Origin of the sequence: Pseudomonas sp. RGM 3321 (assembly GCF_022836805.1) — a bacterium.
GTDB lineage: Bacteria > Pseudomonadota > Gammaproteobacteria > Pseudomonadales > Pseudomonadaceae > Aquipseudomonas.
This window is the reverse complement of sequence record NZ_JALHBH010000108.1, coordinates 81,772-93,993: the sequence shown is the minus strand read 5'-3', so window position 1 is coordinate 93,993 and position 12,222 is coordinate 81,772. Positions and strand designations below refer to the sequence as shown.

Below are 12,222 nucleotides of genomic sequence, written 5' to 3'. Positions count from 1 at the left end.
CTCAGGTAATCAAAAAACCGTGCACTTCGCTTGAAGTGCACGGTTTGCTGTCTACGGTTTGGTGACAGAGAGACGGGCGCGACTCATACCAGCACAGGGTCCTGCTTGTCTGGGTCGATCTTGTAGCGTTCGATTGCCTGAGCAACGACTTTACGCTCGACCTTGCCGTCATCGGCCAGCGCCTTGAGCGCAGCCACTGCCACGAAGTAACGGTCTACCTCGAAGAAATGACGCAGCGATTCACGGGTATCGGACTGACCAAAACCATCCGTACCCAGCGCCACGAAACGACGCAGGGGGACGAATGGACGGATCTGGTCAGCGAAGATCTTCATGTAATCCGTTGCCACCACGACCGGCCCTTCCCTGTCGGCGAGACAGCTTTCAACGTAGCTCAGGCGCGGCTCCTGCTCAGGGTGCAGCAGGTTCCAGCGCTCGACGTCCTGGCCTTCACGGCGCAGCTCGGTGAGGCTGGTAACACTCCAGATTTCACTGCTCACACCAAAGTCGTCCTCCAGCAATCTGGCGGCCGCGATGACTTCCAGAAGGATCGACCCGCAGCCCATCAATTGCACGTGTTTGCCGGAGTTGACCGATGCACTGGCCTGCAATGGGTACATTCCCTTGATAATGCCGGCTTCGGCGCCCTCGGGCAGATCAGGGTGCGGGTAGTTTTCGTTGAGCAAGGTGATGTAGTAATAAATGTCCTCATTTTCGGCAAACATGCGGCGCATGCCGTCCTGAATGATCACCGCCAGTTCAAAGGCAAACGTCGGGTCGTAAGACACACAGCACGGTATCGTCGACGACATCACGTGGCTGTGCCCGTCATCATGCTGCAGGCCTTCGCCCATCAGCGTGGTCCGGCCTGAGGTGGCCCCCAGCAGAAAGCCCCTGGCCCTGGCATCACCCGCCGCCCAGGCCAGATCGCCAACACGCTGAAAACCGAACATCGAATAGAAGATATAGAACGGCACGGTCATCACGCCATGGTTGGCGTAGGACGTACTGGCTGCAATCCATGAGGAAATGGCGCCGGACTCGTTCAGCCCTTCCTGCATGATCTGCCCGTCGGTGCTTTCCTTGTAGTAGCTCAGTTGCCCTGCATCCTGTGGCGTGTACAACTGACCAACATGGGAATGGATGCCGATCTGGCGGAACAGGTTCTCCATACCAAAGGTTCGCGACTCGTCCGGCACAATCGGCACGATCAACTTGCCGATGTTCGGGTCCTTGAGCAGCGTCGAGAGGATGCGCACAAAGGCCATGGTCGTCGATATACCGCGATCACCGGTGCTTTTCAGTTGGGTATCCAGCACCGAAAGCGGCGGAACCTGCAAGGTGGCCGCGTCACTGAAACGCGCCGGAATGTAACCGCCCAGCTGAGCACGGCGTGCCTTGAGGTACAGCGCTTCGGTACTGCCCTCGGCGGGTTTCAGATAAGGCATGTCGCCCAGTTGATCATCGGTGATGTCCAGAGAGAAACGGTCGCGGAAGGCCTTGATTGCCTCTGCCCCGAGTTTCTTCAACTGGTGGTTGATGTTCTGCCCCTCTCCCGCCTCGCCCATACCGAAACCTTTGACCGTCTTGGCCAGAATCACGGTCGGCCCGCCCTTGTGACGCATTGCGGCAGCGTAGGCGTTGTAGACTTTTTCCGGATCGTGCCCGCCCCGCGAGAGCTTCCAGATATCGTCGTCGCTCATGTCGCTGACCAGCTCCAGCAACTCAGGGTACTTGCCGAAGAAATGCTCACGCACGTAGGCGCCGTTCTGGGATTTGTAGTTCTGGTACTCGCCGTCCACGCATTCCATCATGCGCTGACGCAGCAGTCCGCTCTTGTCCTTCTCCAGCAACGCATCCCAGCCACTGCCCCAGATGACCTTGATTACGTTCCAGCCAGCGGCGCGATACAAGCTTTCAAATTCCTGAATGACCTTGCTGTTGCCACGCACCGGGCCGTCGAGACGCTGCAGGTTGCAGTTGACCACGAAGATGATGTTGTCGAGCTTCTCGCGCCCGGCCAGCGCAATGGCTGCCTGAGACTCGGGCTGGTCCATTTCGCCATCGCCGAGAAATGCCCAGACTTTGCGGCCCTGATGTTCCTTGAGCCCGCGATTTTCCAGGTAACGCATGAAGCGCGCCTGATACGCCGCCGTGATTGGCCCAAGCCCCATTGAAACCGTAGGGAACTGCCAGAAGTCCGGCATCAGACGCGGATGTGGATAGGACGAAATGCCATCACGATCCGTTTCGCGACGGAAGTTGTCCAGTTGCTCTTCGCTCAGGCGACCTTCCAGGTACGCCCTGCCGTAAATGCCCGGCGAAGAATGGCCCTGAATGTAAACCAGATCGCCCGCGAACTGCTCGGTACGGCCACGGAAGAAGTGATCAAACCCCACGTCATAGAGCACGGCGGCAGACGCGTAGGAGGCGATATGGCCGCCCACACCGGAATGCTTGCCGGCACGCAGTACCATCGCCAGGGCGTTCCAGCGGATGAACGCGTTGATACGCTTTTCAACCTGGAGGTCACCCGGATAAGGCTGCTGACGGTCGCTGGGAATGGTATTGACGTAGGGCGTCGTGACCCGACCATAGAAATCGCCGTGTTGAGCGACATCGAAGTCCAGCAACTGATCGATCAGGTAGTGCGCGCGCGGGCGCCCTTCACTGTTGAGTACAGACTCAATCGATTCGAGCCATTCGCGGGTTTCTTGCGGATCCTCGTCAAGAAACCGGGGTTGCTGTGCCATCGTCGTCTCCTACTATGATGCGGCAGTGGACGCCGGACAGGCGTCTGCCTTGAAAAATCTGATTGCAATTGCAATCACATGCCGGAATTTATCCCGTGCTCGGTTACTATTGCAACCCTCAAGAATTTCAGACAAAGGTGATTCATGTCGTCAGCCGAACCGGATACGTGGTTCAGATTCGTCAGGGCGCACCGCTGTCTTATTCGCGAAATCGAACGACGTCTGGCGGCGGCCGAGCTGCCCCCATACGCTTGGTATGACGCGCTCTGGGGTGTGGAAAGCGGGCCTCAGGGCATGCGCCGCATGCATGAACTGGCCGATGTCATGGCCATCGAACGCTACAACCTGACCCGCCTCATCGACCGCCTTGAAAGCGAAGGGCTGGTGGAGCGCCACAGGTCCGACAGCGACGGCCGGGGCGCGGTGGCAGCGATCACAGACAAGGGCCGGGCACTGCGCAAACAGATGTGGCAGATCTACGAAACGGCGGTCGACGAGCTGTTTCTGGCGCAATTCGACGCCCCGCAGCGCCGCGTGTTTGCTGATGCGCTGGAGCGTGCCGCACTGGCAGCCCGACAAAGTGGCAGTAAAAGCTGACATCAGACCAGCCGATAGCGTTGCAGGGCGAGTTTCAGCGGCTCGTAGCTCAGTTGCCCGCCCTCCGCAAGCGCGGTCAGGGCCTGAACGACAATCCACTCGGGGCTGATTGCAGGCTTACCTTGCGGCGCAGCGGAATCGGCTCCCAAGGCAACAAACCGTCCGGGGACATGTTCACGCAGTTGCTCGGCCACGGCCTGCGGATAACCGGTGACCGCCACCACGGCGTCGTGCCCTTCCCCGAGGCAATCACGCAAGTGCCAGGACCGAGGGGTCTTCAAGGGATGGAAGCGATTCCAGCGTCGGCCAGAGTCGGCATCGCGCGCCAGTCGGGTATAGCTGGGGCAGCTCCAGATTTCGCAATCGACATTCCAGTGCTCCTTTAGCAGGCTGGCCGCCTGACGCACCGAACGCAAGGCCAGGCCCGCGCCCAGCAGGCGCACACGACGGCCGTCATTGCCGGAAACGGCATCGCCAACCCGATACATACCTTGCACAGCCGCCGCAGCCTGCGTCTCGCTCAACGCACTGACCTGATCATTGGATTCGTCATGCAACGCCATGTAATAGAAACCGGCCCGGCCCTCAACATACAGGCTGTGCAAGGCGTGCAGCGTGATAGCCCGAGCCTCCGCGGCATCCGCAGGGTCGTAAGGCTGACACTTGCGGTTTGAAAGGAGCCACAACGGCAGCCACGGATGAGCGCCCTTGGGCCAGCGAGATGGCAACGTCTCGATGTCGTTGCAGAAAATTCCACGCTGGGATGATTCCGATGCCAGCGCGCTCAGTTCGGCAGAGGTTTCGCTGCTGATCATGTAGATCAGTGGCAATTCGACCTTGCCGGCCTGTGCAGCAAATCGCAAAGGCCAGGCGCTGGCGAGCACGCCCTCCTGCTCGCAGACCATGTGCTTGCTGGCTCGCACTACCGATATGCGCCGCGAGGTAGACGGGTCTCGCGTCAGGCGCTCAACGATGTCGGCCATCGCAAACAGGGGTGAACAGCACCCGCGCAGTGCAAGCCCCGCAGCCGCTTGAATCTTTTCCATGCAAGCCAACGCTGCGACCCGGGTTTGCGGCGCCAACTGGTGGCCATTTGCGCTGTTCATCTCTACTCCTTGCTGTCGGACAAGCGTCCTTGCACCTTAATGGAACGAAGAATATGATTGCAATCGCAACAAAATCCCGCCTAATGTGCGTGATCACGGTGCAGAGCCCAACGCCCGAACACGCGTGCACTCGCATGCGAATGCTTCAACAAGAGCACTTTTTTACAGCCTTAACCTGTGTTCAAAATCAAAAGACACAGGTAGTCCATGTTTTCATGTACTACTTAAATTACAAATGAGGATAATGAGTACAGCCAGGCCGAGAACAGAACAATAAACAAGGTATTACATGGAGGTTCGTACCGTGAAAGCCCAACTTGACTGCCCACCGTTGAAAATCAACGGGACCCCTGCCCCTCTCCGTCAACTGATCGAAGACTTTGAAAACGATCTGCACCACATTGGCGACTTCACCTATGCCTACTTTTCCACGCCCAAGACCCGTAACGTCAAACCCGTCATTTTGTCCAATTACCCTGACTCCTGGCTGAAATCTTATGTAGCCTCTAACTATCACCTCATTGATCCAATCATCAAACATGCCTGGCATAGCATTACGCCATTCTTCTGGAGAGAGGCCCGCAATGCCGTTCAAGGCGTCGAAACCGACGATTTCCTGAAACGATCGGCCAAATATCAGCTGTCCTCGGGGGCCACTTTCACCCTGCACGATGCCAGCGGGCTTTTTGCCGCACTGAGTCTTTGCAATGCCCGGCAGCAGAATGATTTCGATCAGCGAATCCGCGAAAAAGCCGCCGATATCCAGATGAGCCTCATCCGCTTCCATGACCGCCTGATCAAGAGCCGAGCGCCCCATGAACTCTTTCCGCAGCCCGCCCAGTGCAAGTTGTCCACCCGCGAAACAGGTGTGTTGAAATGGGTGGCCATGGGCAAGTCGTACAGCGAAATCGCTGAAATATTTTCCATCTCGGAACGCACCGTGAAGTTTCACATGTCCAACGTCTCCAGCAAGCTCGAAGTGCGCACTGCCAAGCAGGCAGTCTACAAAGCCATCAACATGGGCATGGTCTGACTCAGGCAGCGCTGTGCATGCAGGCTGGCGGTGCGGGGTCTGATACGCCAAGCGCTATCGGCCAAAGCAGCAGGTCATCCGTGACAGGCTGTCTGAGGGCAATATTCCCGAGCAGCCGCTGATGGTTGTCGGCCGTCACCGGCATCTCCAGTAGCAGCACCGTCTCGCCTGGCGATGCCTCACCGGTCGACAGCACATGGTGCTCCCAGCCGGACTTGCGCACTATCCGCGCCATTGCCTTGCTGACCACCGTGATGATCGATTGCAAACCGGACAACGCAGCATGGTTGTGCATGGAGAACAGCAGCATTTCGGTCAGTGGCCCTTGCAGAATACCCAACGAGCGTGCGCGAGCCGTGTCGACAAAGAACCGGCTCGACTCCGCCATGGCAGCATTTTTGGGCGCAGGGCAGTCAAAAAAACTGCGGAATGGACCTTCCAGCATGTAGGGATCACAGGTGTTGATCAGCCTTAGTCCGGCCAGCGGAACCCCGTTCCAGCTTCCAACAAGGTAAGTGGTATTGGCATTGTCGTATTCATCAAATTCAAATGCATGACTCACACGAACTTTCCACTCAAGCCGATCTGAAAAAATCTTCTTGCGCATGGAATATAGCGTTTCCAGCAACGTAACGGGTATCGTCGTGTAACTGGCTAGCTGAAACTCAAACCCGCTCGACATATAAACTCCACCTTGCACAACCAGCGTGAAGCATCGCGTATTTAAAACGGTAAATCTACTGTACCTAAGAACAGGTCAATACCTTGAAATATAACGTTCTGTTATTTGCACTTAGGTACAGTGTTATTTCAGCCGAAAATAAGGAAATCTGCTTCGGCGTTCTGGATATCCAGGACGGCTGCGCCCCAAACAATAATGACTCCATAGGGATAATGGTATGAACAGTCTATATGCCGGTATCGACACCTTGAACGCGGTTCCTGTTCTGGACGATATTACCCAACACGAAATCTCTGCCCTCAAAACCCGTTTCAACCTGGCCGATGCGCACACTCATCAGGATCAGAGCGACACCCAGCGCATGATCGTCGCCAGCCTGCCCGAGCTGTGGTATCAGGCGCAGAACCAGACCCAATACCAGAGTGAGCAGGCCTTCATTCATGCCTTTTTCACCTTCCATGGCCAGCACCATGCGCTGAAACGCCACGACGAAATCTATCTCGTCTACGCAGCGTCCATCGCCATGCACATTACCGCGACCTACCTGCGCAAACAGAACATGAGTGTCGGGCTGATCGAGCCTTGCTTCGACAACCTGCACGATCTCTTGAAACACATGGAAGTGCCTATGTCGGCACTCGATGAAAGTCTGTTCACCTCATCGACCGAGGTGTACGCAAACTTGCAGAAAGCGGCCATCGGGCTGGATGCGATCTTTCTGGTCGACCCCAATAACCCGACCGGTTCCAGCCTGTTTGCCGACGGGCCGGATACGTTCGTCGAAGTGGCCAGATACTGCCGCGATTACGACAAACTGCTGATACTTGATTTCTGTTTCGCCTCGTTCTTCAAGGCGGCCGGTCGGGAACGCGTGGACGCCTACGCGATTCTCGACGATATCGGCACGCAATACCTGGTCATGGAAGACACTGGCAAGACCTGGCCGCTGCAAGACACCAAATGCGCCACCCTCATGGCCAGCCAGGACATCAACGCCGATATCTACAGCATCGTCACCAGCGTCCTTTTGAACGTCTCGCCGTTCATCCTCAATGTAGTGACCCGCTACATCGAGGACAGCAACGACGATGAATTCAACTCCGTGCGTTCGGTGCTGGACGTCAACCGCCGCATGGCCCGGGCGGGTCTTGAGGGCAGGTTTTTGCAATATGTGAAACCGATGATCGACACTAGCATGGCGTGGTTCGAGATCCTGCCTCCAGGCATTAACGCCGATGAGTTGCAGGCTTATCTGCTGCAATGGGACGTGTACGTGCTGCCGGGCAAATATTTCTACTGGAGCCAGCCCGAGAAAGGCCAGCGTTACATCCGTCTGGCACTGGCACGCAAACCGGACGAATTCGCGGCTGCCGTTCAGGTCATCGCAAAGGCACTGGAGAACTTCCATGTCTGACTTCGACCTGCCGATGATCGACGCAACAGTGTTCATGGGCATGCACCACGCCGATCCCGGTGTGCGTGACAAATCCCTGGGTTTCTTTTCCCGGTTCTACGAAAGCAGCGTGCAGATGAATTTCGCCCAGATAGGCATTTGCGACGCCATTATCTGGAAGAAAAGCCGTGCCTTGCAGGACGTGTACTACCCGTTCATGGATGTACTGCACACCGACATGGCCATCCAGCGCCAGGGTTGCAGCGAATACATACTCCAGCGCGCCGCGACGGACACACTGCTCAAAGGCCTGCCCGTCGAAAAGAAACTGCTGGCGGCGCAGGTACTGGAGCAGCAAATCCCGTTTTATACCCACGATCCGGAGCTGCTGCGCCTGCACGTCCTGCAGCCTTTCCTGCAGCCTTTCCTGCAGCCGTTCGAAAGCCCCGTCAGACAGCCTGCGTTCCCGGAGATGTTGCAACGTCTCTATGACCAGTCGAGTGCCATGGTGATCCGCAACGAGGACTTTGAACATGTCTGGTAAAACCATTCTGGTGCCGCTGGTAACGCCTCTGAACGAACAGGCGCAGGTCTGCGAAACCAGTCTTGAACGTCTTTTGAGCAGCCTCGCAGCCCACGTCGACGGCTACATTCCATGCCTGACCTCCGGAGAAGGCTGGCGGCTGTCGCGCCAGCAATGGCTACAGATGCTGGAGCTGACTCTACGCCATGCAGGCGACAAGCTGGTCATCGCCGGGATTGAGCGCAGTTCGACGCAGGAGGTACTGGATTTTGCCCTGATGGCTCAGGATGCCGGCGCGCAAGCGGTGATGTTCACCTCGCCGTTTACTCCCGGTATCAGTCAGCAGGCGATCATCGACCATTACCAGACCATTCATGACGCGACCCGTCTGGATATCTTCATGTACAACGAGGCCGCCCTGTCAGGCAACGAGAAGACCTTCGCCACCCTCGAGGCCATCGCGCAGTTACCCAGGGTGATTGGCCTCAAGGACTCGCCATCCATGTCTCGCTCGCAGGATCAGGTGGATGCCATTCGGCATCAGGGCGTCGACTACTTTATCGGCTGGGAAATGCAGTTGGCTGGCGAACTGGAGTCCGACGGCAATGTGGTGTCCCTCGCCAACCTGGAACCGCAGCTCTGTCGGCAGGCGGCTGCCCGCCAACAGCCAGCGCTCAGTCAGGAAATCGCGACGCTCAATGAACGGTATCTGCTGAGTGCGTCCGACTGGTACGCCCACGTCAAGCGCGAGCTTAAAGCCCGTGGCGTGATCGACAGCGACCGGGTTATGACCGAGGAGGCTGCCTAATGGAAAACATGCAAAAGCAACTGTTTCTGGCCAATCGTGCGCTTATCGAAAAACTCGTGCCTATCCCACAGGAGCTCCTGGCATTCGAGCAGCGCTGGATCGACGACGCCATCGAACGCAGCATGACTGCGGATGTTCCAGGTGATCTCGCCGGTCTGCGCAGAATGCTGGCCGAACTGGTCGAACTGGAGAGCAGCGAAGTACCGCCCAGCGCGCAATATGTCGGCAGCGACATGACGCTCGACGAGTTCCGGATTCTGGTTCAGGAGTTTGCGCTGGATGGTCTGACCGAAGCGCAGGTTTTCTATCATCTGATGCCCAGGCTCAGCCTGCCTGCGCAAATGCCGATGCTGCGCATGATGATCGACGAGTTCGGCTCGGGAAACCTCAAGCGCTCGCATACCACGCTGTATCAGGACCTGCTGCGCGAACTGGACATGCCGCTGAAACTGCAATTCTACGTGGAGGCCAACTCAAGCTCCGGTTTCACCTTTCCCAACATGTTCTGCTGGCTGGCCATGCGCGCTGATGATCCATCATGGTTTGCCGGGGTCATTACCTACTTCGAGACCGTGGTGCCGTTCTTTTTCGAGTGTTACACCCAACTCTGCGAGCGCTTGCAGATCCAGGCTCATACCTACTATTCCGAACACGTTCATATAGACGTTTTCCATGCCATCGAGGGGCAGCGCCTGCTCAAGGCCATGGACGTCAGCGGTGATCTGGACCCGGTGAAAGCGTGGCGCGGCATCTGCATGGGGCGCGAGATCACCAATCTGGCATTCGACCTGGCCGTAGAGAAAGCTCGTCGACTCAAGCACTTCAACAAGGAGATCAACCTTGAACGAGCCTGCTGAGTTTCGTCGTCCCGACACGTTCACCGTGCATATCGGCCAGGAGCAATACCTGGTACCGAGTAGTTGCCCGCATCGTGAGGGGTGGCTGGAGCATGGAGTGGTCAATGAGAAACGCCGGTCCATTACCTGCCCCCTGCACTTCTCGGTGTTCAGCCTCGAAACCGGAGAGCAATTGAGCGGCCCGCCTTGTGGCAACCTGCAGGTTCGGCGACTGAGGTAGAAGCGCGTCCCACGGCAGGATTCGCTCCTGCCGTGGAGGCGTCATGTGAGGCGCAGGAACCTTTTCAGTTCCGCACCCTGGGCAATCGCGTCATGTCGGCCCAATTCGATCAGTTCGCTGCAATAACCCGATTCGAACAACAGATAGCTCAGAACACTGGCACCACTGCTCTTGGTCGCGCCCGGCCCGCGCAGGAACGTGCGCAATGCGGGCGGAAGTTCACGGCGGTGCCGGGCAGCGATTTCGTCCAGCGGGCGGCTTGGGGAAATCACCAGGACTTCCACCGGCTCCATACCAGGCAGCCTGATCTGATCGCAAGGCAGCAACGCGCTGGCCATGTTCAAGCGCTCCAGCAACTCGATATCGCTTTCCAGATTATCGATGAACGTGCTGTTGAGCATGTGGCCGCTGATCTGCGCCAGACTTGGCTGTATGCCGCTTGGCGCACGCGGCGCCGGTCTTTCGGTTTTCAGCCCGCGCGGATTGCCACTCACGCCTACGACCAGAACACGATTGGCGCCCAGGTGCAGCGCCGGACTGATCGGTGCCGACTGACGCACGGCACCGTCACCAAAGTATTCCTGATCCAGCATCACCGGGGCGAACAGCAAGGGAATGGCTGAGCTGGCGAGCAAGTGATCCACGGTCAGTTGGGTCGGACGGCCGATACGCCGATGGCGCAGCCAGGGCTCGATGGTGCCGCGGCCCTGATAGAACGTGACTGCCTGCCCTGATTCATAGCCAAAAGCTGTTACCGCCACGGCGCGCAGGTGATGGGCATCAATGGCGGCCTCGATTCCGGACAGGTCCAGCCGCTCGTTGAGCAGTTCACGCAGAGGCGAGCTGTTGAGCAAGGCAACCGGGATATTTCGCCCGAGGCCCATCAGGCTGCGGCCGAAAAAACGGCTGGCCTGATGAATCACACCAGACCAGTCGCTGCGCAGCACCTGATGGCTGCGGAACGACTGCCAGAACTCGGTCAACTGATGAATTGCAATGCGAAAGTGCAGCGCACCGCTGGCCAGTTTCACCGCGTTGATCGCCCCGGCCGACGTACCGACAATGACCGGAAAGGGATTGGGAGAACCGGGAGGCAGCAAGTCGGCAATGCCTGCAAGTACGCCAACCTGATACGCAGCACGCGCACCGCCACCTGACAAAATAAGCCCGGTCACGGGCTCGACTTCGGTTACAGCCTGGGTCACTACTGCGGTATCTGGCATCTACAACTGGCCTCAGTGGTCAACGACGCTTTTTATCTACGTTTGTTATATAGCTTCGGTTCGCCGGCCGGTCGACTCTTGAAGCGCCGATGCGCCCAAAGATACTGTTCCGGGCATTCAGTGATAGCACTTTCTACCCATTGATTGATACGCAAGCAATCGGCTTCGTCGCTTTCACCCGGAAAATCCTGTAGCGGTGAGTGAATCACCAGCCTGTAACCGCTGCCGTCTGCCAGACGCTGCTGAGTGAAGGGCACCACTTGAGCACGGCCCAGACGCGCAAATTTGCTGGTAGCGGTCACGGTCGCGGCCTGAATGCCGAACAGCGGCACAAAGATGCTCTGCTTCGCGCCATAGTCCTGATCCGGTGCATACCAGATGGCCCGGCCGGCACGCAGCAACTTGAGCATGCCACGCACGTCGTCGCGCTCGACGGCCAGCGAATCAAGGTTGTGCCGCTCGCGTCCGCGACGCTGGACGAAATCGAACAGTGGGCTCTTGTGTTCGCGGTACATGCCGTCGATGGTGTGTTGCTGGCCCAGCAGCGCCGCGCCGATCTCCAGCGTGGTGAAGTGCAGCGCCATCAGAATCACGCCCTCGCCTTTTTGTTGGGCATTCTGCAAATGCTCAAGTCCTTCGACATGGGCAAGCCTGGCCAGACGTTTTTTCGACCACCACCAGCTCATGGCCATCTCGAAGAAGGCGATCCCGGTGGAGGCGAAGTTTTCCTTGAGCAGACGCTTGCGCTCGGCCGCAGAAAAATGAGGAAAACACAGCTCAAGATTGCGTGACGCGATATTTTTTCGATCAGTGGCCACTCGGTACATGACCGCACCCAATGCCCGACCGATGGCCAGCAGGGCACGAAACGGCAACTGGACAACCAGCCATAAAAGCCCCAGCCCCAGCCACAACGGCCAGAAACGGGGGTGAAGGAAACTGGCTTTAAAGCGCGGGCGATCCATTTGGGCTTCCGTCAGAACAAAGGCCGCGCATTCTACAACGGTTCTACCTGCTTGCGGCTCGC

The 12,222-nt window shown here is 57.7% G+C and carries 12 protein-coding genes; 7 read left to right on the top strand and 5 right to left on the bottom strand.

Translation table 11 applies throughout. The annotated features are described in order from the left end of the window. Positions 1 to 83: 83 nt before the first annotated feature. The gene (aceE, locus tag RGM3321_RS13070) at positions 84 to 2,753 is read right to left on the bottom strand and encodes a pyruvate dehydrogenase (acetyl-transferring), homodimeric type (RefSeq protein WP_244393367.1); all 2,670 of its coding nucleotides are present in this window, start codon (positions 2,751 to 2,753) and stop codon (positions 84 to 86) included. A gap of 144 nt (positions 2,754 to 2,897) precedes the next feature. Between aceE and RGM3321_RS13065 the strand changes: the two genes are divergently transcribed. Continuing rightward, complete coding sequence (locus RGM3321_RS13065; RefSeq protein WP_054098552.1) at positions 2,898 to 3,350, top strand: MarR family transcriptional regulator; 453 nt, start codon at positions 2,898 to 2,900, stop codon at positions 3,348 to 3,350. A gap of 2 nt (positions 3,351 to 3,352) precedes the next feature. Here RGM3321_RS13065 and RGM3321_RS13060 read toward each other — a convergent pair whose 3' ends face one another. After that, positions 3,353 to 4,456 carry a pyruvate dehydrogenase gene (locus RGM3321_RS13060; RefSeq protein WP_244393366.1) on the bottom strand — a complete coding sequence of 368 codons (1,104 nt, stop codon included), beginning with the start codon at positions 4,454 to 4,456 and terminating at the stop codon, positions 3,353 to 3,355. Positions 4,457 to 4,745: 289 nt separating this feature from the next. Between RGM3321_RS13060 and RGM3321_RS13055 the strand changes: the two genes are divergently transcribed. Continuing rightward, the gene (locus RGM3321_RS13055; protein WP_279613996.1) at positions 4,746 to 5,489 is read left to right on the top strand and encodes a LuxR family transcriptional regulator; all 744 of its coding nucleotides are present in this window, start codon (positions 4,746 to 4,748) and stop codon (positions 5,487 to 5,489) included. Position 5,490: 1 nt separating this feature from the next. Here RGM3321_RS13055 and RGM3321_RS13050 read toward each other — a convergent pair whose 3' ends face one another. Then, on the bottom strand, positions 5,491 to 6,171 hold the full coding sequence (locus tag RGM3321_RS13050; RefSeq protein WP_347880972.1) for an acyl-homoserine-lactone synthase: 681 nt from the start codon (positions 6,169 to 6,171) through the stop codon (positions 5,491 to 5,493). Between the two features lie 217 nt (positions 6,172 to 6,388). Here RGM3321_RS13050 and RGM3321_RS13045 point away from each other — a divergent pair, with 217 nt between their 5' ends. From RGM3321_RS13045 to RGM3321_RS13025, 5 genes are read left to right on the top strand one after another with little or no spacing between them, the layout of a single operon-like run. Next, complete coding sequence (locus RGM3321_RS13045; protein ID WP_244393364.1) at positions 6,389 to 7,585, top strand: pyridoxal phosphate-dependent aminotransferase; 1,197 nt, start codon at positions 6,389 to 6,391, stop codon at positions 7,583 to 7,585. Further along, the gene (locus tag RGM3321_RS13040) at positions 7,578 to 8,108 is read left to right on the top strand and encodes a DUF6190 family protein (protein ID WP_244393363.1); all 531 of its coding nucleotides are present in this window, start codon (positions 7,578 to 7,580) and stop codon (positions 8,106 to 8,108) included. The genes RGM3321_RS13045 and RGM3321_RS13040 overlap by 8 nt, the downstream gene beginning before the upstream one ends. Further along, positions 8,098 to 8,895: a dihydrodipicolinate synthase family protein gene (locus tag RGM3321_RS13035; protein WP_244393362.1), complete on the top strand. Its 798-nt coding sequence runs from the start codon at positions 8,098 to 8,100 to the stop codon at positions 8,893 to 8,895. The genes RGM3321_RS13040 and RGM3321_RS13035 overlap by 11 nt, the downstream gene beginning before the upstream one ends. Next, positions 8,895 to 9,752 (top strand): iron-containing redox enzyme family protein, encoded by an 858-nt coding sequence (locus tag RGM3321_RS13030; RefSeq protein ID WP_244393361.1) that lies wholly within the window; start codon positions 8,895 to 8,897, stop codon positions 9,750 to 9,752. Before RGM3321_RS13035 ends, RGM3321_RS13030 begins: the two co-directional genes overlap by 1 nt. Next, on the top strand, positions 9,736 to 9,972 hold the full coding sequence (locus RGM3321_RS13025; protein ID WP_002552658.1) for a Rieske 2Fe-2S domain-containing protein: 237 nt from the start codon (positions 9,736 to 9,738) through the stop codon (positions 9,970 to 9,972). Before RGM3321_RS13030 ends, RGM3321_RS13025 begins: the two co-directional genes overlap by 17 nt. Positions 9,973 to 10,013: 41 nt before the next feature. Here RGM3321_RS13025 and RGM3321_RS13020 read toward each other — a convergent pair whose 3' ends face one another. Together RGM3321_RS13020 and RGM3321_RS13015 are read right to left on the bottom strand one after the other, a co-directional pair. Then, entirely contained in the window at positions 10,014 to 11,195 is a 1,182-nt protein-coding gene (locus RGM3321_RS13020) for a patatin-like phospholipase family protein (RefSeq protein WP_244393360.1), read from the bottom strand. 32 nt (positions 11,196 to 11,227) lie between these two features. Beyond that, entirely contained in the window at positions 11,228 to 12,160 is a 933-nt protein-coding gene (locus tag RGM3321_RS13015; RefSeq protein ID WP_244393359.1) for a lipid A biosynthesis lauroyl acyltransferase, read from the bottom strand. Positions 12,161 to 12,222: the final 62 nt, after the last annotated feature.